At 68.7% G+C, this 23,099-nt stretch carries 22 protein-coding genes and 2 pseudogenes; 13 read left to right on the top strand and 11 right to left on the bottom strand.

Annotated features, from left to right (window positions below; all coding sequences use genetic code 11):
- Positions 1-78: 78 nt before the first annotated feature.
- Positions 79-636, top strand: coding sequence for a transglycosylase domain-containing protein (locus ABIS05_RS26580; protein WP_348011399.1), 558 nt, complete (start codon positions 79-81; stop codon positions 634-636).
- A gap of 5 nt (positions 637-641) precedes the next feature.
- On the opposite strand, the gene ABIS05_RS26575 is transcribed toward ABIS05_RS26580, so the two are convergent.
- The 4 genes from ABIS05_RS26575 to ABIS05_RS26560 all read right to left on the bottom strand — a co-directional run bounded on the left by ABIS05_RS26575 (position 642) and on the right by ABIS05_RS26560 (position 5,154).
- Positions 642-2,354, bottom strand: coding sequence for an FAD-dependent protein (locus ABIS05_RS26575; protein ID WP_348011398.1), 1,713 nt, complete (start codon positions 2,352-2,354; stop codon positions 642-644).
- Between the two features lie 84 nt (positions 2,355-2,438).
- Positions 2,439-2,603, bottom strand: a complete 165-nt coding sequence (locus tag ABIS05_RS26570; protein ID WP_348011397.1) for a hypothetical protein — start codon at positions 2,601-2,603, stop codon at positions 2,439-2,441.
- 54 nt (positions 2,604-2,657) lie between these two features.
- The gene (locus ABIS05_RS26565; RefSeq protein ID WP_348011396.1) at positions 2,658-4,778 is read right to left on the bottom strand and encodes an EAL domain-containing protein; all 2,121 of its coding nucleotides are present in this window, start codon (positions 4,776-4,778) and stop codon (positions 2,658-2,660) included.
- Positions 4,779-4,785: 7 nt separating this feature from the next.
- Positions 4,786-5,154: a methylglyoxal synthase gene (locus ABIS05_RS26560; protein ID WP_348011395.1), complete on the bottom strand. Its 369-nt coding sequence runs from the start codon at positions 5,152-5,154 to the stop codon at positions 4,786-4,788.
- 206 nt (positions 5,155-5,360) lie between these two features.
- Here ABIS05_RS26560 and ABIS05_RS26555 point away from each other — a divergent pair, with 206 nt between their 5' ends.
- A complete protein-coding gene (locus tag ABIS05_RS26555; protein WP_348011394.1) occupies positions 5,361-6,173 on the top strand; it encodes an isocitrate lyase/phosphoenolpyruvate mutase family protein in 813 nt (270 codons plus the stop codon).
- Here the strand turns inward: ABIS05_RS26555 and ABIS05_RS26550 are convergent.
- The 5 genes from ABIS05_RS26550 to ABIS05_RS26530 all read right to left on the bottom strand — a co-directional run bounded on the left by ABIS05_RS26550 (position 6,164) and on the right by ABIS05_RS26530 (position 10,264).
- Positions 6,164-6,796 (bottom strand): hypothetical protein, encoded by a 633-nt coding sequence (locus ABIS05_RS26550; RefSeq protein ID WP_348011393.1) that lies wholly within the window; start codon positions 6,794-6,796, stop codon positions 6,164-6,166. The genes ABIS05_RS26555 and ABIS05_RS26550 overlap by 10 nt on opposite strands.
- 10 nt (positions 6,797-6,806) lie before the next feature.
- On the bottom strand, positions 6,807-7,694 hold the full coding sequence (locus ABIS05_RS26545; protein WP_348011408.1) for an EamA family transporter: 888 nt from the start codon (positions 7,692-7,694) through the stop codon (positions 6,807-6,809).
- 139 nt (positions 7,695-7,833) lie between these two features.
- The gene (locus ABIS05_RS26540; protein ID WP_348011392.1) at positions 7,834-8,571 is read right to left on the bottom strand and encodes a metallophosphoesterase family protein; all 738 of its coding nucleotides are present in this window, start codon (positions 8,569-8,571) and stop codon (positions 7,834-7,836) included.
- Position 8,572: 1 nt separating this feature from the next.
- Positions 8,573-9,688, bottom strand: coding sequence for a diguanylate cyclase (locus ABIS05_RS26535; protein WP_348011391.1), 1,116 nt, complete (start codon positions 9,686-9,688; stop codon positions 8,573-8,575).
- Between the two features lie 93 nt (positions 9,689-9,781).
- A complete protein-coding gene (locus ABIS05_RS26530) occupies positions 9,782-10,264 on the bottom strand; it encodes an Lrp/AsnC family transcriptional regulator (protein ID WP_348011390.1) in 483 nt (160 codons plus the stop codon).
- 214 nt (positions 10,265-10,478) lie between these two features.
- On the opposite strand from ABIS05_RS26530, the gene ABIS05_RS26525 reads away from it, so the two are divergent.
- Complete coding sequence (locus ABIS05_RS26525) at positions 10,479-14,039, top strand: indolepyruvate ferredoxin oxidoreductase family protein (RefSeq protein WP_348011389.1); 3,561 nt, start codon at positions 10,479-10,481, stop codon at positions 14,037-14,039.
- Here ABIS05_RS26525 and ABIS05_RS26520 read toward each other — a convergent pair.
- A complete protein-coding gene (locus ABIS05_RS26520) occupies positions 14,036-14,545 on the bottom strand; it encodes a nuclear transport factor 2 family protein (protein WP_348011388.1) in 510 nt (169 codons plus the stop codon). The genes ABIS05_RS26525 and ABIS05_RS26520 overlap by 4 nt on opposite strands.
- 114 nt (positions 14,546-14,659) lie before the next feature.
- On the opposite strand from ABIS05_RS26520, the gene ABIS05_RS26515 reads away from it, so the two are divergent.
- The 4 genes and pseudogenes from ABIS05_RS26515 (at position 14,660) to ABIS05_RS26500 (ending at position 18,179) form a co-directional block, all read left to right on the top strand.
- Complete coding sequence (locus ABIS05_RS26515; protein ID WP_348011387.1) at positions 14,660-15,574, top strand: DUF2167 domain-containing protein; 915 nt, start codon at positions 14,660-14,662, stop codon at positions 15,572-15,574.
- Positions 15,574-16,294: pseudogene (locus tag ABIS05_RS26510) on the top strand (site-2 protease family protein). Before ABIS05_RS26515 ends, ABIS05_RS26510 begins: the two are co-directional and overlap by 1 nt.
- Before the next feature lie 108 nt (positions 16,295-16,402).
- Positions 16,403-17,200, top strand: coding sequence for a transporter substrate-binding domain-containing protein (locus ABIS05_RS26505; RefSeq protein ID WP_348011386.1), 798 nt, complete (start codon positions 16,403-16,405; stop codon positions 17,198-17,200).
- Between the two features lie 70 nt (positions 17,201-17,270).
- Positions 17,271-18,179 carry a DMT family transporter gene (locus ABIS05_RS26500; protein WP_348011385.1) on the top strand — a complete coding sequence of 303 codons (909 nt, stop codon included), beginning with the start codon at positions 17,271-17,273 and terminating at the stop codon, positions 18,177-18,179.
- Between the two features lie 8 nt (positions 18,180-18,187).
- Here ABIS05_RS26500 and ABIS05_RS26495 read toward each other — a convergent pair whose 3' ends face one another.
- On the bottom strand, positions 18,188-18,853 hold the full coding sequence (locus tag ABIS05_RS26495; RefSeq protein ID WP_348063368.1) for a carboxypeptidase-like regulatory domain-containing protein: 666 nt from the start codon (positions 18,851-18,853) through the stop codon (positions 18,188-18,190).
- Between the two features lie 195 nt (positions 18,854-19,048).
- On the opposite strand from ABIS05_RS26495, the gene ABIS05_RS26490 reads away from it, so the two are divergent.
- The 6 genes and pseudogenes from ABIS05_RS26490 to ABIS05_RS26465 form a co-directional block, all read left to right on the top strand.
- Positions 19,049-19,585, top strand: a complete 537-nt coding sequence (locus tag ABIS05_RS26490) for a cytochrome b (RefSeq protein ID WP_348011383.1) — start codon at positions 19,049-19,051, stop codon at positions 19,583-19,585.
- Between the two features lie 13 nt (positions 19,586-19,598).
- Complete coding sequence (locus ABIS05_RS26485; protein ID WP_348011382.1) at positions 19,599-20,132, top strand: YceI family protein; 534 nt, start codon at positions 19,599-19,601, stop codon at positions 20,130-20,132.
- A gap of 47 nt (positions 20,133-20,179) precedes the next feature.
- Positions 20,180-20,749 carry a YceI family protein gene (locus ABIS05_RS26480; protein ID WP_348011381.1) on the top strand — a complete coding sequence of 190 codons (570 nt, stop codon included), beginning with the start codon at positions 20,180-20,182 and terminating at the stop codon, positions 20,747-20,749.
- 302 nt (positions 20,750-21,051) lie between these two features.
- On the top strand, positions 21,052-22,536 hold the full coding sequence (locus ABIS05_RS26475) for a sensor histidine kinase (RefSeq protein WP_348011380.1): 1,485 nt from the start codon (positions 21,052-21,054) through the stop codon (positions 22,534-22,536).
- Entirely contained in the window at positions 22,533-22,937 is a 405-nt protein-coding gene (locus ABIS05_RS26470; protein ID WP_348011379.1) for a hypothetical protein, read from the top strand. Before ABIS05_RS26475 ends, ABIS05_RS26470 begins: the two co-directional genes overlap by 4 nt.
- Positions 22,938-22,956: 19 nt before the next feature.
- A pseudogene (locus ABIS05_RS26465) lies at positions 22,957-23,099 on the top strand (DNA-binding response regulator); the annotation flags it as partial.

Here is a 23,099-nt window from a genome sequence, read left to right as displayed (position 1 = left end):
GTCTTCGCCGCGGGATTTTTCGGGTGCAGCGCTAGAGGCGTGCGAGCGGACTGAGATGCCATGCCTATGCACCGGTTGATGCACCGCCTGTCGCGATGGATGGGTTTGCTGCTCGCTTGCCTTGCCGCTTGCCTTGCGGCGGGCGTGCTGGCCTTCGACGTTGCTGTCGCCCGGCCGTGTGCTGACCGCATCAAGCGGGAGCTCGAGGCAGCCGCCCCCAGCGAGCGTCGGCCGCCAGCCGTGCTGCTCGACATGCTGCAACGCGCCTATGGCGACCGGATCACGCAAGTGGTCGCCCGGGATGCCGCCTGGAAGTTGCTGGAGGCCGAGCCGCATGTGGGCAGGCTGCGCCGCGTCGCGATTGAAGGAGGCTTGCTGTTGTTGCTGCCCTGGCATTTGACCGACGCGGAGCTGGCAAGCGCCTTGTTGACCGATGCCTACATGGGTGACGGCGTGCACGGCTTCGCGGCGGCCTCACGGCGGGACCTCGGCGTGTCGCTGGAGCTTGTCAGTGCCGAGCAGGCCGCAAGGCTGGTGGCCATTTCATGGTCGCCAAGCAGCTTGGAGAACCCTGATCGACTACAGCGCCGCGTGCAGTCGATCCTCGCCAAGCCGTCCGCATTGGCCCGCCCTTGAGCGGCTCAAACCTGCCCACCCGCCTTCGCGCCCTTGCCCTGCAGCACCGGCGCATCCGGCAGGCCCAGCAAGTCCGCCGCCAGCGCCTCAGCCACTTCGATGCCATCGACACCGGCCGACATGATCCCGCCCGCGTAGCCAGCCCCCTCACCGGCCGGGAACAGCCCGCGCACGTTGACGCTCTGGTAGTCCCGCCCACGGTTGATGCGCAGCGGCGATGAGGTGCGCGTCTCCACGCCGGTCAGCACCGCGTCCGGGCGGTCAAAGCTGCGGATCTGGCGGGAGAAGGCGGGCAGGGCTTCGCGGATGGCTTCGAGGCAGTAGGTAGGTAGCGAGCCGTGGCCCTTCTGCTGCAGATCGGTCAGCGTCACACCTGGCTTGTAGCTCGGCACCACGTCGCCGAATTCCTTGCTCACCTGCCGCTTGACGAAGTCGCCCACCAGCGAGCCTGGCGCCAGGTAGCCGCCGCCGCCCAGCTCATAGGCGCGGCTCTCCCAGCTTCGCTGGAAGGCCATGCCGTCCAGCGGGTTCACGGGGCTGCCGTCGCGCTTGCCGTCTTGCCGGTAGTCCTCGGGCGTCAGGCCCACGACGATGCCGGCGTTGGCGTTGCGCTCGTTGCGCGAGTACTGGCTCATGCCGTTGGTGACGACGCGGTTCTCTTCGCTCGTCGCCGCCACCACGGTGCCGCCGGGGCACATGCAGAAGCTGTAGACCGCGCGGCCGTTCTTGGCGTGGTGCACGAGCTTGTAGTCGGCCGCGCCGAGGATCTCGTTGCCGGCGTGCTCGCCGAAGCGGGCCGCGTCGATGAGGCTCTGCGGGTGCTCGATGCGGTAGCCGATGGAGAAGGGCTTGGCCTCCATGTGCACGCCGCGCGCATGCAGTATCTGGAAGGTGTCGCGGGCGCTGTGGCCGAGCGCGATGACGACGTGTGTGGTGTCAATCTGCTCGCCCGACTCCAACGTCACGCCGCGAACATGTTTCCCATCAGCACCGTCCTCGATGAGCAGGTCCGCCATCTTCTGCTGGAAGCGGATCTCGCCGCCCAGCGCCTCGATGTCGGCGCGCATCTTGATGATCATGCTGACCAGGCGGAAGGTGCCGATGTGGGGCTTGCTGACGTAGAGAATCTCGTCCGGCGCGCCCGCCTTGACGAACTCGGTCAACACCTTGCGCGTCAGGTGGCGCGGGTCGGTGATCTGGCTCCACAGCTTGCCGTCGGAGAAGGTGCCCGCGCCGCCCTCGCCGAATTGCACATTGCTCTCGGGGTTGAGCTTCTGCTCGCGCCACAGGCCCCACGTGTCCTGCGTGCGCTCGCGCACGGCCTTGCCGCGTTCCAGCACGATTGGGCGCAGGCCCATCTGGGCCAGGATCAACGCAGCGAACAGGCCGCAGGGGCCGAAGCCCACGACGACGGGGCGCGGGCCGGTGTGCTCGCCCACCTTGGCGAGGAAGTGGTAGCCGGTGTCGGGCGTGGCGCGGATCTGGTGGTCGCCGGCGAAGCGGGCCAGCACGGCGGCTTCGTCCGTGCCTCGGCTAAGCGTGCAGTCCAGCGTGTAGACGAGCTGAATGTCGCTGCGCTTGCGCGCGTCGTAGCCGCGGCGGAAGACGTGCACGTTGGCCAGTTCGGCGTCCGTCAGCTTCAGCCGCGCCAGCACGGCGGGCCGCAGCGCCTCCTCGGGGTGGGCGAGCGGCAGGCGGAGTTCGTTGATGCGAATCATGGTTTGGTCGATATCTAGCCGACAAAAACAAACAGGCCCCGCAGGGCCTGTGTGTGGACGATCGTCAGGCGATCAGCCCAGGGCTCAACCCGAATGGGGGCGCTTGCCCGGGTTCTTCTTGGAGCGGGTGTGGGCACCGCGCTCCAGGCTGCTCAGCTGGCCCTTGCCGGCGGTGAAGGTCACGCCCACGGGGGCGGCGGGACGGGGAGTGGCGCGGCGAGCGGCTTCGGTGATGATCTTGTTGCCCATGATTGGCTCCAGTGAAAGCCCACAGCAGGGGCAAAACTACGAAAGGCGCGCATTTTAGCTTGTTGTGAGCAGCCAGCCTTCAAACGCTGTCAGATCCATCGGCCGGGCCAGCAGATAGCCCTGCACCAGGTCGCAGCCGCAGTCCTTGATGACGGCCAGCTCGGCCTCGTTCTCGACGCCTTCTGCGGTCACCGTCAAGCCCAGGCCCAGGCCCACGCCGACGATGGATCTCAGCAGGGCCTCGCGGCGCGGGTCGGTGTTGACGTCCTGCACGAAGCTGCGGTCGATCTTGAGTTCATCCACCGGCAGGTGCTGCAGATAGGCGAGTGAGGACTGTCCGGTGCCGAAGTCGTCGATGGCCAGGCGCACGCCCCAGCTTTTCAGCGCATGCAGCACGGCGATGGGGTCGGTGCCGCTGGACATCAGGCCGGTCTCGGTCACCTCCAGCTGCAGCTGGCTGGGGTCGACGCGGTACTCGGCCAGCAGCGCGGCCAGCCGCGCGGGCAGGGTCTGATCCTGGATGTCGAGCGTGGAGATGTTGACGGCGATGTAGACCGGCGCCAGGCCGGCGGCCTCGCGTTCGGCCAGCGTGCGCACGGCGCGGGCCAGCATCCAGTCGGTGATCTGGCGGATGCGCCCGCTGCGCTCGGCAAAGGGAATGAAGTCGCCCGGCGGCAGCCAGCCCCGCTGCGGGTGCTCCCAGCGCACCAGGGCCTCGGCGCCGAGGATGCGGCCGGTATGCAGGCAGCGCTTGGGCTGCAGGAACTGGCGCAGCTGGTCCTGCTGGATGGCGGTGTGCAGGTCGGACAGCAGGCTCAGGTGCAGCGCGCGCGCCGCTTCGGCGCTCGGGTTGTAGACGGACACCGGCTGGCGCAGCCGCTTGGCTTCGAACATGGCCTGCTCGGCGCGGCGCAGCAGGGTCTCGGTGTCTTCCGCGTGCTCGGGCCAGTGGGCCACGCCCAGCGACACCGACAGGTCCAGCGACTGGCCCTGCCAGCTCAGCTTGTGCTCCACCTCCTCGCGCAGCTGGGCGGCAAGTGCGGCGCCGTGCTCCAGGCGGGACACGGGGGCGAGCGCGGCGAAGGTGCCGCCGGCCAGGCGGCAGCAGGCGGCGGCGCCCTCGTCGAACAGCGAGGCCAGCTTGGTCGCAGCGCCGCGCAGCAGCGCATCGCCGGCATCGAAGCCCAGCACGCCGTTGACGGCCTTGAGCCGGTCCACGTCGATGCAGATCAGCACGGCCAGTTGCTGGCGCTCGGGCAGGTTGGCCAGCAGGCGGTTGCCGTCGGCGATGAAGCGGCTGCGCTGCGGCAGGCCGGTCAGCAGGTCGATGTCGGCCAGGCGGCGCAGCTCGGCCTCGCGCTCGCCCACGGCCATGGCCATGGTGTTCATGGCGCTGGCCATGTGGCCGAGTTCGTCGGCGGAGTCGACCTCGATGCGGTGGCCATACTGGCCCTGGGCGATCAGCTCGGCACCGTCCTCGGCGCGCTTGAGCGGGTTGACGATGGAGCGCGTGACGCCGACGGCCAGCCCCGCAGCGGCCAGCAGCGCGCCAACGCAGATGGCCAGCACGCCGGTGCGGTCGCGGTCGATCTGCTCGCGCAGCTCGCGCGCCTTGGCGGTGCCGGCGCGCTCCTCGCTGGCGGCCAGCTGGTAGATGGCGCCGACGAACAGGGACAGCGTCGATTCGGTGTCGCTGCCCAGCAGCGCGCGGGCGGCCTGGAAGTCTTCGTTCTCTATCAGGTCGCGTGCGTCGATGTAGCTGGCGCGGTAGTCGGCCAGTGCTTGGCGCACCTCCGCCAGGCGCTCGCTGCGGGGGCCCGGCGGCAGCACCAGGGCCAGGCGCTGCATGGCGTCGTCCAGCCGGCCGTTGGCCGAGTTGATCTCGGGGTAGGCAGCCAGACGCAACTCGTCGTCGGGGCTCATCAGCACCAGCAGCTTGCGCGCTACGGCCTCGGCGTTGCGGTTGATCTCGTTGACCGAGTCGCGCACGGCGGCCTGTTCGTCGACGATCTGGTTCAGCGCCTCGGACAACCCCGTGAGCCGGTGCACCGCCAGGCCCGCCAGCCCCATCAGCAGGAAAAGCAGCAGGCCGAAGGCCAGCCCCAGCCGCGTGCGGATGCGCAGCCGCCTTGACAGGCTGTGCGCGGGCAGCGGGGCCGGATCAGGCGCGTTCATTCCAGAGTCAAGCGTCACTCCAGCGCGTCAGCAGCAAGCGCGCGGTGGCGACATTGGTGGCGCAGGGCACGTCGTGCACGTCGCAGGCGCGCACCAGGGCATTGATGTCGGGCTCGTGGGGCTGCGGCGTCATCGGGTCGCGCAGGAAGATGATGCCGTCCAGCCCGCCCACTGCCAGCCGCGCGCCGATCTGCAGGTCGCCGCCCATCGGGCCGCTCAGCACGCGCTCCACGGTCAGGCCGTGGGCTGCGGTCAGGCGCGTGCCGGTGGTGCCGGTAGCCATCAGCTCGCAGCGGCCCAGGAAGGGCAGGAACTCGGCGGCCAGGGCGATCATGGCGTCCTTCTTGCCGTCATGGGCGATCAAGGCGAGTCTCATCGGGGGTGGCAGCGGTGGAAAACGGCCACGTTACACGCAGTCAGGGCGCTTCAGTGCGCAGAACTTGGCAGTTCCGGCGCTTGGGTGGTACCGCTCACTTCGCGATCGTTGAACACGTTTCACGCGGCATGGGCCAATCCCGGTGCCACCGCTGACAGCGGAACGCAGGCAGCATGGCGGCCTGTTCACGCAACCCATCCATCGCCATGAACTTCCGCGAACTCCACCAAGGCCCCGTACTCCTGAAGATCGCCAACGTCTGGGACGCCGGCAGCGCCGTCCTCGTGCAAAGCCTGGGTGTGCCGGCCCTGGCCACCACCAGCGCCGGCCTGGCATGGGCGCTGGGCTATGCCGACGGCAACCACCTGCCCATCGCCGAGCACGCCGCCGCCATCCGCCGCATCGCCCGAGTCACCGAGCTTGCGCGGGTGCCGCTCAGCGCCGACAGCGAGGCCGGCTACAGCGACGACCCGGCCACGGTGGCCGGCAATGTCATGCAGCTCGTCGAGGCCGGTGCCGTGGGCATCAACCTGGAGGACGGCGCCGGTGAGCCGGCCCTGCTGTGCCGCAAGATCGAAGCCATCAAGGCGGCTGCGGCGCGGGCCGGCGTGGACCTGTTCATCAACGCGCGCTGCGACGTGTACCTGCGCAACCTCGCGCCCGGCCGCGCGGCCGAAGAGGTGCTGCTGCGAGCACGCGACTACACGGCGGCCGGGGCGGACGGCCTGTTCGCCGCCGGCGTGACGGCCGTGGCCGACATCGAGGCGCTGGTGACGGGCCAGCCGCTGCCGTTGAACGTGATGGCGCGGCCGGCGCTGCCGTCGTTGAGCGAGTTGCAGCGCCTGGGCGTGCGCCGCATCTCGGCCGGCAGCGCGATCGCCGAGGCGGCCTGGGGCCGGGCGCAGCGGGCGGCGGTGGGTTTCCTGGCCGAAGGCGCGGGCGACGATTTGTTCGACGGCGCGGCGCCGTATCCGCAGATCAACGGCGCGCTGAGCGCCGCCAACACGGGTCAGAGCTGAATCGACACGCGCAGCTGCAGCTCGCGCTCCGGCTGCCCTGCGGCGTCGCGGCTGCTGACCGTGCCGCGCGGCGCCGGTGGCGCGGTACCGCCGCCCGTGCGGGCTGCCGTCTGCCAGCGCTCCATGGGCAGGTCTAGCGTGGCGCTGAAGGCGTGGTCGCCCTCCTCCACGTCGAAGACCACCCGCACCGGCGCCGTGCCACCGGCCCAGGTCGGCGTGACCATGAAGCTGTGCGTGACGGCGCGTTCCTGCGGGCGCGGGTTGGCGTAAATGCGGCGCGTGGCGCCGCTGGCTTCCAGCTCCACGGTGGTGTCCAGCCAATGCAGCGTTTCGCGCGTCGTCATCCGCGCGCTGGCGCGCTGGCCGTTTTCGACCAGCAGGCGCTGGGTCGGCACGGACACCGCCGGGCCGATGGACGAGACCACACCCGCGCCTCGCGGCGACACGCTGCCCGCCGTGCCGACGACGACGGCGCCATCGCGCACGCCGGCCTGGGCCGAGGGCGGCAGGTTGCTGTCCACCCAGCGCAGTTCGACCAGCAGTTGAACGGCCGGCGGCGCCGCGCTCGCCAGCGCGGGCAGCAGGAGGAGCGTGAGCAGCGAGAGCAGGGAACGGCGCTTCATGTGTCCAAGCTTAGCCTCGCGTGGCCTCGGCGCGGGTCGGGAAAAGCCGCGGGCCGAACAGGTTGATCGCCAGACCGGCCATCACCAACGCGGCGGCGGTGAGCTTCCAGCCCGGCAGCGCCTCGGCCAGCAGCAGGCTGCTCGCACCCATGCCGAAGATGGGCACCAGCAAGGCCATCGGCACGATGCGCGCGGCCGGGTGGCGGGTCAGCAGCCAGGCCCAGCAGCCGTAGCCGAACAGCGTGTTGGCAAAGCTCTGCCACGCCACGGCGGCCCAGGTGCCGGCGTCGGCGGCGGCCAGGCCTGCGGCGATGCGCTCGGGGCCGTCCACCAGCAGGGCCAGCACAGCGAGCGGCGGCACTGCGAAGGCGCTGCTCCAGACGACGTAGGCCAGCATGTTCACCCGCCCCGCGCGCTTGCCGACGATGTTGCCGCAGGCCCAGGAGAAGGCGGCGGCCAGCACCATGGCCAGACCCAGCGCCGTGGTGGTGCCGTCGGTGTGCAGCACGATGACGACGATGCCCGCGACGGCCAGCGCCAGCCCCAGCCACTGGGCGAGCAGCACGCGCTCGCCGGCCAGCCGCACGGCCAGCAGCAGCGTGAAGAACACCTGGGTCTGGATGACCAGCGAGGCCAGGCCCGGCGAGATCTCGCTGCGCATGGCGAGGTACAGCAAACCGAACTGCCCCACGGCGACGAAGAGGCCGTAGCCCGCCAGATTGCGCCAGCCCACCGCCGGCCGCGCCAGGAAGAAGCAGGCCGGCACGAAGGCGATGGTGAAACGCAGCGCAGCCAGCGTCATCGGCGGCAGTGTGTGCAGCGCGTATTTGATGACGACGAAGTTGCTGCCCCAGATGGCCACGACGGCAACGGCCAGCAGCAGGTGGCGCAGCGGCAGGGCGGCCGTCATGCCAGGGCCCCGGCATCGCGCCGCAGCAGCGCCACCGCCTCAAGTTCGGCCGCGGTGGTGGCAATCTTGTAGACCAGGGGCATCGGGCGATTCTGGCGCGGATGCGAGAACGGCCGCGCGCGAGCTGTCAGCTCACATAGCCGGTGAGCAGGGCCTGCGCCCAGTCGGGCCGCTGGCGCTGCGCGGCCAGTTGCGCCATCGCGCGGAAGTCGTAGGGCACGGTGTGGTGGGCGCTCACCCAGCCGGCGGGCGACTGCTCGAGGATGGCGTACTGCGCGTCCGGCGTGCCGCGCTCGACGACGTAGCGCACGGGCTCGTCGTCCACATAGGCCTGCAGGCCGACGCTGCCCGGGTTGACGAGCAACTGGCCCGAGGCCGTGCGCATGGTGCGCGGCACATGGCTGTGGCCACAGGCGATGACGGCGGCGTCGCTATTGCCCAGGCGTTCGGCGACCTCAGCCGCCGAGGCCGCCATCAACACACCGTGGCGAGGTGTTTCGAGGAAGTGTTCGCAGTCGCTGCGTGGCGTGCCGTGGCACAGCAGCAGGGCAGGCGAGTCGCGGTGCACAGGCTGCAGCGAACGCAGCCAGGCCAGCTCGGGTTCGCCCAGCGTGGCGCGGGCATGGCCGTCGGACTTGCCGCCGCTGGCAGGCGTCCACTCCAGCACCTGGCGCTCGTGGTTGCCGGCCAGCACGAGCCAGTCGCTGGCCATCAGGTAGTGGGCGGTCTCCAGCGGCAGCAGCGGGCCGGACAGGTTGTCGCCCAGGCAGATGACGCGGTCGACGCCGCGGCGGCGGATGTCGGCGACGACGGCTTCGAGGGCCGGCAGGTTGCCGTGGATGTCTGAGACGAGGGCGATGCGCATGTCAGTCCGATAGGGTTTGGTTTCTGCCGGCCGCCTTGGCCTCGTAGAGCAGCCGGTCGGCACGCGCCAGCGTCTGGGCCAGCGTGTCACCGAGGCGGTGGCCGGTGAGGCCGATGGAGACGGTGACCGAGACCTCCACGCCGTCGCCCACGTCGATCTTCAACGCCTCCACCCGCTGGCGCAGCCTCTCCATGCCGCCCAGCGCAAGCGGCATGGCGGTGTCGGGCAGCAGCACGAGGAACTCCTCGCCGCCCCAACGCGCGATCACGTCGGTGGCGCGCAGGGCGCCCTGGCCGGCCTGGGCAAAGCTGCGCAGCACGATGTCGCCGGCCGCGTGGCCGTGGGCATCGTTGACGCGCTTGAAGTGGTCGAGGTCGGCGATGGCGATGCAGAACTGGTAGCCGTGGCGCAGCGAGCGCTGCAGTTCCTGGTCCATCAGCGCCTGCATCTCGCGGCGGTTGGACAGGCCCGTCAGTTCGTCGCGCGTGGCGACGGCGTGCAACTGGGCCAGGGCGCGCGCCAGCTCTTCGCGCTGGTCGGCCAGGCGCCGGCGGATGCGGCTCAGCCGCGCTGTGAGCACGGCCACGGCGGGCAGCATGCAGGCCAGCATCACGAAGTGGCCGATCTCGACGGCGGGCGGGTAGGCGGCCGGCCGCAGCAGCGCCATGACGCCCATGACGCCGCCGAAGTTCGCGAGCGCGAACAGGCTCAGCCCGAAGGCGCTGCGGGCGCGCAGCTGGAACATGCCGAACATCAGGATCAGCGTCAGCACCGGGAAGCAGACGCCACGCAGCGGCCCGGCCTGGGCATAGCCCAGCGCGGCGGCGGTGATGGCGAAGGCGATCTGCACGCTGGTCAGCGACGGGTCGGTGAAGCGGAGCGACCAGCCGCTGCGGATGGCGGCATAGGCGACGGCCATGCCACCTAGCGCATAGGCCGTCCACGCCCACAGCGCCAGGCCGCGCTCGTCGCCGCCGATGCGCACCGCGTAATGCAGCATGGCCACGCTGATGGCCATCAGCACCATCGCCAGTGAAGTCTGGCGCAGCCGCAGCCGCTGGGCGAACTCGGTGCCCAGCCAGAGATCACCCAGCCGACGGAGGTGCCTTATCGCCATGGCCGCAAGCGTAAGGCAACGCTGAACAAGTCCCTCGCGCGGCTGCGGTGCCGGGCCTTGCCTGTGTGCGGTGCTTCTCCACGTGCGCCGGCTTCAGCTACCGAGATGCCCCAGCGGCAGCGCGCCGCCGGCCTTGACCTCGCCCAGCGAGAAGCTGGTGTGGATGTCCTTCACGTTGGGCAGCTTCAACAGCGTGTTGATGGAGAAGCGCGAAAAGGCGTCCAGGTCCGTCGCCATGACCTGCAGCTCGAAGGTGCCGGCGCCGGAGATGTAGTGGCAGGCGATGACCTCGGGCAGCTGGCGGATCTCGTCCTCCAGCGCCTTGGTGGCCACGGCCGCGCTGCGCTCGGTGTCCACGCGCACGAAGGCCAGCACGCCCAGGCCGATCTTGCGGCGGTCGAGCTCGGCGCGGTAGCCGGTGATGTAGCCCTGCTCCTCCAGCCACTTGACGCGCCGCCACGTGGGCGCGGCCGACAGGCCCACGCGCTGCGCCAGCTCGGCGTTGGACTGGCGGGCGTCGCGCTGCAGTTCGGCCAGGATGGCGATGTGATATCGGTCGAGGGCGTCGGAACTCATGGTTTGCCCTTGTCGGCGCGTTGTCGATATGAACGATGCGAATTCTGCTTGATCGAGAAAGGATCTTGCGCAAGGGCTCGGTTTTGAGCGGCACATGGCAAGCACCCAGCGCACTCGTTTCCCTACACTGACCGGTCCGGCCATACTGGCCACACAGCTGCGCGCCACGCCCCACAAGGGCCGCCACGCCACGCCGCAATCAGGAGCCCATCCGATGAATGCCCCGCTGCCCGAACATGTCCTGCGCGCCTTGCAAACGGTCTCGCTCGACGACAAATACGCGCTGGACTCCGGTCGCGCCTTCATGAGCGGTGTGCAGGCGCTGGTGCGGCTGCCCATGCTGCAACGCACGCGCGACGCGATGGCCGGGCTGAACACCGCCGGCTTCATCAGTGGCTACCGCGGCTCGCCGCTGGGCACGTATGACCAGGCGCTCTGGGCCGCCAAGAAGCACCTGGCCAAGCAGCACATCGTCTTCCAGCCCGGCGTGAACGAGGAGCTGGGCGCCACGGCCGTGTGGGGCACGCAGCAGCTCGACCTCTTCCCCGAGAAGGCCAAATACGACGGCGTCTTCGGCCTCTGGTACGGCAAGGGCCCGGGCGTGGACCGCTGCATCGACGTGTTCAAGCACGCCAACATGGCCGGTACGTCCAAGCACGGCGGCGTCATCGCGGTGGCCGGTGACGACCACATCGCCAAGAGCTCGACGGCGGCGCACCAGAGCGACCACGTCTTCAAGGCGGTCGGCTTCCCGACCTTCTTCCCGAGCAGCGTGCAGGACATCCTCGACATGGGCCTGCACGCCTTTGCGATGAGCCGCTTTTCGGGCCTGTGGGCCGGCATGAAGACCATCCAGGAGATCGTCGAGAGCTCGGCCTCAGTCAGCGTCGACCCCGACCGCGTCAACATCATCCTGCCCGAGGATTTCCAGATGCCGCCCGGCGGCCTGCACATCCGCTGGCCCGACCCGCCGCTCGAACAAGAGTCGCGGATGATGAATTTCAAGTGGTACGCCGCGCTGGCCTACATCCGTGCCAACAAGCTCAACCACAACGTCATCGAAGGCCCGAACGATCGCTTCGGCCTCATCACCAGCGGCAAGGCTTTCAACGACACGCGCCAGGCGCTGCACGACCTGGGCCTGGACGACGCCACCTGCCGTCAGGTCGGCATCCGCCTGCACAAGGTCAACGTCGTCTGGCCGCTGGAGGCGCAGATCACGCGCGAGTTCGCCAAGGGCCTGCAGGAGATCCTCGTCGTCGAGGAGAAGCGCCAGATCATCGAATACCAGGTCAAGGAAGAGCTCTACAACTGGCGCGCCGACGTGCGCCCCAACGTGCTCGGCAAGTTCGACGCCGGTGACGGTGGCGAGGGCGGCGAGTGGAGCGTGCCCAACCCCAGCGAGCACTGGCTGCTGCGCCCGCAGGCCGACCTGACGCCGGCCATCATTGCCCGCGCGATTGCCAAGCGGTTGAAGAAGCTTGGCGTCGACAGCGACATCCGGGCCCGCCTGGATGCGCGGTTAGCGATCATCGACAGCAAGGAGGCCGCGCTGAAGTCCGAGGAACAAACCGCCGGCGGCGCCGACCGCACGCCGTGGTTCTGCTCCGGTTGCCCGCACAACACCAGCACCCGCGTGCCGGAGGGGTCGCGCGCCGTCGGCGGCATCGGCTGCCACTACATGGTCACGTGGATGCCCGGCCGCAAGACGGCCACCTTCACGCAGATGGGCGGCGAGGGCGTGCCCTGGGTGGGCCAGGCGCCGTTCACGGACGAGAAGCACATCTTCAGCAACCTGGGCGACGGCACCTACTTCCACAGCGGCAGCCTGGCCATCCGCCAGAGCATCGCTGCGGGCGTCAACATCACCTACAAGATTTTGTATAACGACGCCGTTGCGATGACCGGCGGCCAGGCGGTGGGCGAGCGGCCGGAGGGCCACACCGTCATCCAGATCATGAACAGCGTGATCTCCGAAGGCGTCAAGAAGCTGGTCATCGTCACCGACGAGCCGGAGAAGTACGACGGCGTGGCGCTGGCCCCCGGCGTGACCGTGCACCACCGCGACGAGCTGGACGACATCCAGCGCCAGTTCCGCGAGCTGGAAGGCACGACGGTCATCATCTACGACCAGACCTGCGCGACCGAGAAGCGCCGCCGCCGCAAGCGAGGCAAGCTGGTCGACCCGGCCAAGCGCGTCGTCATCAATCCACTGGTCTGCGAGGGCTGTGGCGACTGTTCGGTGCAGTCGAACTGCCTGTCGGTCGAGCCGCTGGAGACCGACTTCGGCCGCAAGCGCCAGATCAACCAGAACAGCTGCAACAAGGACTATTCCTGCGTGAAGGGCTTCTGCCCGAGCTTCGTCACCGTCGAGGGCGGCGAGCTGAAGAAGCCGAAGAAGGAAGGCCGCCAGAGCCCCTTCGACGCCGCGCTGCCAATGCTGCCGATGCCCGTCGTGCCCAACCCCGAGAAGGCCTGGGGCATCGTCGTCGGCGGCGTGGGCGGCACGGGCGTCATCACCATCGGCCAGCTGCTGGGCATGGCGGCGCATCTGGAAGGCAAGGGCGTCATCACGCAGGACGCGGCGGGCCTGGCGCAGAAGGGCGGCGCGACCTGGAGCCACATCCAGATCGCCAACGAGCCCGAGGCGATCTTCTGCACCAAGGTCGGCACGGCGGAGGCCGACCTCGTCATCGCTTGCGATGCCATCGTCGCCGCCAACAAGGCCACGCTGGCCGTCATGCGCGAGGGCCGCACCTACGTGGCGCTGAACACGCACGGCTCGCCGACGGCCACGCTCGTCAACGACGCGAACTGGAGCTTCCCCGGCGCCGCCTGCGAGGCGGCCGTGGGCAACGCGGTGGGCCGCGACCACCTGGGCTCGTTCGACGCCGAGGAAGTGGCCGTCAAGCTGGTCGGCGACTCGCTCTACACCAACCCGCTGATGCTGGGCTACGCCTGGCAGCAGGGCCGCATCCCGCTCAGCTACGACGCGCTGATGCGCGCCATCGAGCTGAACGGCGTGCAGGTCGACAACAACAAGGTCGCCTTCGAGTGGGGCCGTCGCTGCGCGCAGGACCTCAAGGCGGTGCAGGCGCTGTATGCCGCGCAGGCCGTCATCCAGTTCGTCAAGCGCCAGGGCGTGGACGAGATCGTGACCAAGCGCGTGGACTTCCTGACCGGCTATCAGAGCGCAGCCTATGCGGCCGAATACAAGGCCTTCGTCGACAAGGTGAGGGCGGCCGAAGCGAAGCTGGGTGGCAGCAGCAAGCTGACCGAGGCCGTGGCGCGCTACCTGTTCAAGCTGATGGCCTACAAGGACGAGTACGAGGTGGCTCGCCTGCACACCGATGCGGCCTTCACCAACAAGATCGCCGGCATGTTCGAGGGCGACTACAAGCTCGTGCACCACCTCGCGCCGCCGCTGCTGGCGAAGAAGAACTCGCACGGCGAGCTGGTCAAGCGCCCCTTCGGCAGTTGGATCCGCCCGGCGTTCGGCGTGCTCGCCAAGATGAAGGGCCTGCGCGGCACGGCCTTCGACGTGTTCGGCTACACGGCCGAGCGCCAGACGGAGCGCGCGCTGATCGGCGAGTACCGCGCCAGCATCGACGCGCTGCTCGCCAAGGGCCTGACGGCCGAGCGCCTGACGCTGGCCGTGGACATCGCGCGCATCCCCGAGGAGATCCGCGGCTACGGCCATGTGAAGGAGCGCCACCTCCAAGCCGCCCGCGCCAAGTGGAGCGGCCTGATGGCGCAGTGGCAGGCGCTGGGCTAGGGCCGCTGCGTTGAGTGCTGCAGCAGGATCAGCCAGCGGCCGTCGATGCGCTGGTAGGCAAAGCTGTAGCGCGCCGGTCGCGTCTTCGTCTGGCCGTCGGCCTGCTCGATGAACTCGTACTCGCCCGAGCGCACCGCCGTCTCGCCGAACAGCTGCAGGTTGCCGACGATCCAGCGCATGCGCGCCGTCGGCCGCTGCGCCATCTGGTCGAAGAACATCGGCAGGGCGCCGCCGGACAGCGGCACGGCGGAATACTCGTCGTCGGTGATCAGCGCGCCCGGGGCATACAGCTGTTGGAGCCGGCGCGCATCGCGGCTGTTGTAGGCGTCTTTCCAATCCTCCAGTGCCTGCATCAGGTCGTTGACGCAGTTGCTGCCGGGCTGGTCGCAACGCAGCGGCGGCGACACGCGCACGGTGGGCGCCGTCGTACAGCCGCTGCCGAGCACCAGCAGCAGCAAGCAGGTCGCGGCGGCGAGGGGCCTGGGCGTCTTGTTGATGATTGCCATGTCGGGGTCCGCTGTTGTGTGGGGCGATTGTGAATCTGCCCGTCGCGGGGCATTCCCTAAACGGGCAGCGGCTGGGTTTACATAGACTGCTGACCGTTTCGTCAGGGAGAACATATGAAAGACATCTTGCGCGGCCTGCTGGCTGCAACTGGCCTGTGCCTCGGCCTGGGTTTGGGTTTTGTGGCTCATGCGGCCGACGCGCCGCCGCCCAAGCCCGCTGAAGACCCCGCCTGGACCGAGGCCAAGGCCGCCGCCAAGACCGGCCCTGCGGACGTCGCCATCGCCGGCCAGGCCACGCTGCACCTGCCGGCCGGCCGCGTTTTCATCCCCCAGCCGCAGGCCGGCAAGCTGCTGCGCGCCATGGGCAACCCGGGCACTCACGAGGAGCTGGCGGGCGTCATCTTCCCGTCGGGCGACGGCGACTGGTTCGCCACGTTGCGCTACATCGCCTCCGGCTATGTGAAGGACGGCGACGCCAAGGAGTGGAAGGCCGACGACCTGCTGGCCAGCTACAAGGAAGGCACCGAGGCGAGCAACGACGAGCGCAGGAAGATGGGCGGGGCGCCGCTGGAGATCACCGGCTGGGCCGAGGTGCCGGCCTACGAGGCGACGACGCACCGCCTTGTCTGGGCCATGAGTTCCAAGGAAAAGGGCGCGCCGGCCGATGCCGGGCAGGGCGTCAACTACAACACCTACGCACTGGGCCGCGAGGGCTATCTGAGCCTGAACTTCGTCACCGCGCTGAAGGACCTGCCGACGCAGAAGCCCGATGCCAAGGGCCTGCTCGGCGCGCTGGAGTTCGACAAGGGCAAGCGCTACGAGGACTTTGACTCCTCCACCGATCACATCGCCGAGTACGGCCTCGCGGCGTTGGTCGTCGGCGTCGGCGCCAAGAAGCTCGGCCTGCTCGCCATCGCCTTCGCCTTCCTGGCCAAGTTCGCCAAGATCATCTTCATCGCCGTCATCGGCGGCGGCGCGGTGATCAAGAAGTTCTTCAAGCGCGGCAAGCCCAGCGAGCCGGCCGCCTGATGTTCAAGCTGTTAGCGCTACTGCTGTCGGGCGCCAAGTTCGGCAAGCTGCTCACCACGGGCGGCAGCATGCTGATCTCGCTGGTGGTCTACGCGTGGATTTACGGTTGGCGCTACGCGGCGGGTTTCATCGCGCTGCTGTTCGTGCACGAGATGGGCCACTTCATCGCGGCGCGCTACAAGGGGCTGAACGTCGGCGCGCCAACCTTCATCCCCTTCGTCGGCGCCTGGGTCGAGCTGAAGGACATGCCGCATGACGCGCAGACCGAAGCCCTTCATCGGCCTGGCCGGACCGCTGCTGGGCACGGCGGGTGCCACGGCGGTCTACCTGCTGGCGCGCAGCTGGGATGCAGACTGGCTGCTTGCGGTGGCCTACAGCGGCTTCTTCCTGAATCTGTTCAACCTGATCCCGATCTCGCCGTTCGACGGCGGCCGCATCACGGCCGTGCTGTCGCCGCGCATCTGGCTGCTGGGCGCGCCGATGCTCGTGGCGCTGTTCTTCTGGCGCCCAAGTCCCATGCTCATCCTGATGGCGCTGCTGGCCTGGCCCCAGCTCATCAAGGCCTGGAAGCACCGCTCGGACAGCCCCGAGGCGCAGACCTACTACGCCGTGCCAGCGGCGGTGAAGTGGGAATACGCGACCTACTACCTGGTGCTGGCGGCCTACCTCGCGGTGATGTGCCACGACGTGCACGAGATGCTGGCCGTCATGCGGGGCTGACACGAGCAGGCGGCCCCGACCCCAGCCGGAGCAGCGGCTCGGTTTCGGACCAGTTTCGTGCCGGGGCGCACTACGATCCAGCCGCGCCCTGTGGCGCGGAGTTCCCCCATGACCCGCACCAGCCTTCTGCTGGCCTTGTGCCTGTCCGCCCTGCTGGCGGCACCGGCCAGCGCTGAGCGGCGCCTGCGCGCCTGTGCCCATCCGGCCGCCCAGCCGATGAGCTGGGAACAGCAAGGCCGCATGCACGGTGTTTGTGTCGAGATGGCACGGCGGGCCTTTGCGGCAGCGGGCTGGACGCTGGAGGTCGAGGCGGTCGGGCCCTGGGCGCGCTGCCAAGCGCTGGTCGAGCGTGGCGACGTGGACGTGATGGCCTGCGCCTTCGACAACCCCAAGCGCCGCGAGTACGCGCTGGTCGTTGAGCCCGCACTGGCGCGCAACGAGGCGGCCCTGTTCGTGCGCCGTGACAGCCCTTTGCGCTTCGACACCTGGACCGATCTGGCCGGCCTGCGGGTCGGCGTCGGCCGGGGTGTGAGCTTTGGCGCCGAAGTCGACGGCCAGCTGGCTCGGCAAGCCCAGGTGGACAACGCGCTCAGCGAGGACCTGAACCTGCGCAAGCTGCTGCTGGGTCGTCTGGACGCGATCGCGACCGCGCGCGAGGCCGGTACGCAAATGCTGCGAGCGATGGGTTGTGAGCAAGAGGTGCGCGTGCTGCCTCGTGGGCTGGGCGCGGACGGGCTGCATCTGCAGATCTCGCGCCGCTCGCCCGCCGCTGCGGCCGCGCCGCAGATCCGCGACTATCTGCAACAGGCCGACTATCCGGCGGCGCTGCAGCAGCTGCACCGCCAGCAGGCCGAGCTCTATCGCCAGCAGAACCCGCCGCCCGAAGCGGGCCGGTGCGCGCGCTGAAGCCGCGACAAGTCAGGCTTCACCAGACAAGATCTGCGCCGGCTGCCGCCCCGCCTAGACTGGGCTGCCCATGAGCCCAGCTTCCCACGCACCGAACCGTCAGCGCTGGATGGGCCTGCTGATGGCCGTGCTCGGCGCCATCGGCTTCTCGGGCAAGGCCATCATCGTCAAGCTGGCCTACCGGCATGGCGTGGACGCCATCACGCTGCTGATGTGGCGCATGTTGCTGGCGCTGCCGTTCTTCCTTGTCATGGCCTGGTGGTCGGGCCGCGGCAAGCCGGCGCTGACACGCCGGGACTGGCGCGACATCGCCGTGCTGGGCTTCACCGGCTACTACCTGGCGAGCTATCTGGACTTTGCCGGCCTAGCCTACATCACGGCCAGCCTGGAGCGGCTCATCCTCTACCTCAACCCGACGCTGGTGCTGCTGATCTCGGTGCTGTTCTTCCACCACCGGCTGCAGGCCCGGCAGGTCATTGCGATGGCGGTCAGCTATGCCGGCGTGGTGGCCGTGTTCGCGCATGAGCTGAGCTTCGAGGGCAGCCACACCGCCATCGGCGCTGCGCTGGTGTTCGGCAGCGCCGTCAGCTACGCGGTCTACCTGTCGCTCAGCGGCAAGGTCGTGCAGCGCCTGGGCGCGCTGCGGCTGGCGGGCCTGGCCAGCAGCGTGGCCTGCGCGCTGTGCATTGGCCAGTTCGCATTGCTGAAGCCCCTGTCCAGCTTCATGGTGCCCGAGCCGGTGCTGTGGTTGTCGCTGCTCAACGCCACGGCCTGCACGGTGGCACCGGTGCTGATGGTGATGCTGGCCATCGCCCGCATCGGCGCGCCGCTGGCGTCGCAGGTCGGCATGGTGGGCCCGATGAGCACGCTCATCATGGGCGTGTTCATCCTGGGCGAGCCGATGAACGGCTGGATCGCGCTGGGCACGGTGCTGGTGCTGGCCGGCGTCTTCCTCGTGGGGCGCAAGGTGGCCCGCTGAACAACGGGTCAGGAGGCTGCGGGCGCCGCAGACTTGCAGTAATCGACCACGTCGGGATGCCTGACAACGTTGGCCATGGGGTTGTCGAGGTGCTTTTGCTGCAGTTCCGCAGGCAGGGCCGCCCACAGCGATATCAGGCGGGCGCAATAGTGGCCCCGCACCCAGCGGATCTCATCCGGCGTGGTAGCCAGCCGGCGCGATTCGAAGAAGGGCACGTTGACGGTGTTGTAGTCGGCCTCGGGCATGGGGCCTGGGGGCGCGATGCGCACGGCGTTGGACTCGTTCAGCAGGCCGTCGAACTGCAATTGCTTCACCTCGCTCTCCCGCACCATGAGGAGCAGCTCCGGTACGCTGGAGGTGATCTGCGTCTCAAAGCCGACCTGGATGGCGCTGTGCTCGATGCGGGCCGCGTCACGGAAGCCTGGTTTGCTGATGTAGACCATCAGGTAGCCGCAGCCCCGCACATCGGCCCGAGCGAAAGAGAAGCGGCCGTCGGCGCCGCTGGTCGCCTCCGCGACGCGGACCGAGTCGCTGCCGTGCAGCCAGCGGCCCTTGCGACAGTCGATCTTGATGTGCGCGCCTTCGATGGGCTGGCGGTTCACCAGCTCCCGCACCTCCCCCTCGGGATCGCGGAAGGCCCACACGCCACCAGCGGCGGCCAGCCCGAGCAGCATTGCGCCCACCCCGATGCGCTGATATTTTTTTGCAGGCACAGTCAGAATCAACAGGTTTGAACAGCAGGCCTAAAGTCCGCGATCAGTGTAAGCAGTGGTATGCGGCGTACGGACCTAGCATTCAAACCCACTGAACATTGGCGACAAGCTCGGTGAACTGATCGCCCGCCTGCAAGGAACACACTGCGAGCCATGATGAGCACTGCCACCCGCTACACCCCCGTTGCCGTCGTGCTGCACTGGTTGCTGGCGCTGGCCATCGTCGGCACCTTCGGCGTCGGCTTCTACATGGCCGACCTGCCGTTCTCGCTGCAGCGGGTCAAGCTCTACAACTGGCACAAGTGGGCGGGCGTAACGATCCTTGCGCTGTCCGCGCTGCGGCTGCTGTGGCGCCTCTCGCACCGGCCGCCGGCCGACCTGCCCATGCCGGCCTGGCAGGCGCGCGTTGCGCATGCCGTCCACGTGCTGCTCTACATCGTCTTCTTTGCCGTGCCGCTGAGTGGCTGGGCCATGACCTCGGCCAAGGGCTATCCCATCGTCTGGTTCGGCGTGCTGCCGTTGCCGGACTTCGTGCCCAAGGATCACGACCTGGGCGAACTGCTCGAGGAAGTGCACGGCTGGCTGGCCTATGGCCTGGCCGCCCTGGTGCTGGCCCATGTGGCCGGCGCGCTCAAGCATCATTTCGTCGACCGCGACGGCCTGATGGCCCGCATGTCGCTGCGCCGCCGCTGATCAAGGACCTGCCATGACCCGACTCTTCGCCGCCCTGCTGCTCACCGCAGCCCTCATTCCCGCCCAGGCCGCCACGCTGCAGCCCGACAAGAGCGCCCTCAGCTTCACGTTCAAGCAGATGGGCGTGCCGGTAGACGGCACGTTCAAGAAGTTCGAGGCGCAGCTCGACTTCGACCCCAAGAAGCCCGAGGCCGGCAAGATCGCCTTCACGGTCGACCTGGGCAGCGTGTCGCTGGGCGACCCGAGCTTCGACCACGAACTGGCCGGCACGCCGTGGTTCGACACCAAGCGCAACGGCAAGGCCACATTTGTGTCCACCGGCATCAAGGCCACCGGCCCGAACAAGTACGACGTGGCCGGCAAGCTGACCATCAAGGGCGCCGTGCGCGATGTCGTCGTGCCCATCACGCTCAATGGTGGCGTGGCCGCAGGCAGCGTGCCCATCAAGCGCCTGGACTTCAAGATCGGCGACGGCGAATGGGCGGACACCTCGGTCGTCGCCAACGATGTCACCGTGAAATTCAAACTGGCCTTTTCCGGCATCTGACCGGCCTGTAACCTCAACCCTTCCCCACCCCCCCGGAGACTTCACCGATGAAGAATGCCCTGCTGCTCACCGCCTTGCTCGCTGCTGCTGGCGCCGCTCACGCCGAAAGCGCCACCTACGTCATCGACAAGAACCACACCGCAGTCACGTTCGAGGCCAAGCACTTCGGCACCAGCACGCTGCGCGGCCGCTGGGACAAGAAGGAAGGCACCGTCACGCTGGACAAGGCTGCCAAGACCGGCAAGGTCGAGTTCACCATCGACATGGCCTCCATCACCACCGGCTCGCCGCAGTTCGACGGCCACCTGAAGAGCAAGGACTTCTTCCTGGTGGAAGAGTTCCCGACGGCCAAGTTCGTCGGCGACAAGTTCACCTTCAATGGCGACAAGGTCACCAGCGTCTCCGGCGAACTGACGCTGCGCGGCAAGACCAACCCCGTCACGCTGACGGCCACCAACTTCAACTGCTACGACAGCCCCATGCTCAAGCGTGAGGTCTGTGGCGGCGACTTTGAAACCACGCTGATGCGCAGCCAGTTCGGCGTCAGCTACGCGCTGCCGGCCGTCACGCCGGACGCCATCCGCCTGCTGATCCAGGTCGAGGCCGTCAAGCAGTAAGCGCAGCCAGCGCCCACCTCACGAGCCCGCTTCGGCGGGCTTTTTGCTGCCTTGGGATTGCGGGCCGAGCGCCGGGCCGCTCCCAAGCCGGCCCATCTTGTCGATGTGCGGGCGGCTTAACGCCGCACGCATCGGCGTCCCCGCGGGGGACCGGCCAACGTACTCGTTGGACGAGGGGCTGCAGGTCCTCGCGGCCTGTCGCGCACCCCTGCAGTTCGTCACCCGCCCCGGCCGGCGCATCGCTCCGGCGCCACGCCGCCCAGCGCCCCTGCGTAAAGTGGCTTCCAACGACGAACAACCACATGGCCACCTCCTTCACCCCCAGCCCCCAGCAAAAGCTCTGGCTCGAGCGCTGGCAGCGCTTTTCCGCCGCAGCGGTGCGCCACTTCCACGCCTACGCCGGCTGGCTGGTCGGCATCAGCTGGAAGCGCTTCGTGCTGCTGGCGCTGGCGCTGCTGATCGGCGTCAACGTGCTGAAGAACCTGCCGCCCTTCACCTGGCGCATCAGCGAGCAAATCGAAGAGCACGACCATGCCGGCGCCGTTCGCCGCCAGGCCAAGTTCGAAGCCGACGCCAGGAAAGCCGCCGACAAGGCGCGCCGGGCGGCCCAGAAGGGCGACGAAAGGAAGACCGGCGGCAAGGCGGTCGAGGGCGTGCATTACGAGGTCAAGATCGACGAGCGCGGCGTGCGCATCCAGCCGGTGCGTCCGGCGGCCTCGGCCGCCAGCGAGGCCAGGGATGCCAGTGGCGAGCCGATCGCGGATGGGGCAGTTGCAGCGGACGCAGCCAAGGCGGCTTCCGCCCCGACCATCTCCCTGGACTTCCCCAAGAGCGCACGCCCCGAGGACATTCGCGCCGCCATCGAGCAGGCCAAGGAGCAGCTGGGCCAGCTCAAGCAGGAGGCTGAGGAGGTCAAGGAGGCCCAGGAAGCCGCCGCCGAGGCTCAGGCCGCGCTGCAGCAGGCCACCGAGGAGGTCAAGGAAGCCCAAAGCCGCGAGCGCGTCACCATCATCCGCATGGGCGACTCGATGGTGGACTTGGCCATCCTGTGGGTGCTGGCCTCGGCGGTCATCAAGGCCATGTACAAGGGCCGCATCCAGGCCGAGGTCAAGGCGGCCCAGGCCACCGAGAACGCCGAAAGCGAGCAGCTGAAGCGTCAGGTCGTCGAGGCCCGCATGGCCGCCATGCAGGCCCAGGTGGAGCCGCACTTCCTGTTCAACACGTTGGCGTCCATCGACTTCCTCATCGAGACCGACCCGCCGCGTGCTTCTCTGATGCAGAAGAACCTCATCGCGCTGCTGCGGGCCTCCATGCCCACCATGCGCGAGGCCAACGCCAGCGGTGCCGTGCGCGACCTGGGCCGCGAGCTGGCCGTCATCAAGCCCTATCTCGAGATCCTGAAGATGCGCATGGAAGAGCGTCTACAGACCGAGATCGACGTGCCCGAGGGCCTGATGTCCGCCGAGTTCCCGCCCATGATGATCCAGGGCTTGGTGGAGAACGCCATCAAGCACGGCCTGGAGCCCAAGGCCGAGGGCGGCCACCTGAAGGTCAAGGCCGAGATCGTGCACGGCAAGCTGGCCGTCACCGTGGCCGACACGGGCCTGGGCTTCGGCCGCGCCGCCACCAGCGGCACCGGCGTGGGCCTGGCCAACATCCGCGAACGCCTGCAACTGCTGCACGGCAACCGCGCCAGCGTCACCGTCACCGAGAACCAACCCAGCGGCACCGTGGTCACCATCACCGTGCCCTATCGCAGCCGCAACGACGAAGGAGTCGCATCATGAAGACCTTGTTCAAGATCCTGTTCATCGGCGCCGCGCTGATGGTGTTGATGGCGATGTTCGGCGGCTTCGCCTTGCTCAACCATCACGGCCCCGACATGCACATCGTGCTGGACGACGGCGAGTTCTTCTTCGGCGGCAGCGACTTCGGCGACTGGCTCGGCGCCAGCATCGGCCTCTTCGTTGCCGGCATCGTCTGCGTCATCGTGCTGCCGCTGGTGCTGCTGCTCGGTGTGGCCTTGCCGCTGCTGATCGTCGGCGGCGTGCTGACCGTTGTTGTCGCCGGTTTGCTGGGCGCGGGCGCGGTGCTGGGTTCGCCCGTCATCCTGCTCGGCCTGCTGCTCTTCGTCGTGCTGCGCAACCGCCGCCGTTCGATGGCTGCCACGCGCACCGAGCCCATCTGAGCCGGTAGCATTCCCGGCCATGAGCACTGCACACATCCGCGCCGTTCTGGCCGACGACGAACGACTGATGCGCGAACAGCTGCGCAGCCGCCTCACCGAGGTCTGGCCCGAGCTGGAGATCGTCGCCGAGGCCAAGAACGGCCTCGAAGCCGTCGAGCTGAC

This window comes from Roseateles sp. (genome assembly GCF_039929605.1).
Classification (GTDB): domain Bacteria; phylum Pseudomonadota; class Gammaproteobacteria; order Burkholderiales; family Burkholderiaceae_C; genus Pelomonas.
The sequence above is the reverse complement of the archived record's forward strand: the minus strand, read 5'-3'. Positions and strand labels throughout refer to the sequence as shown.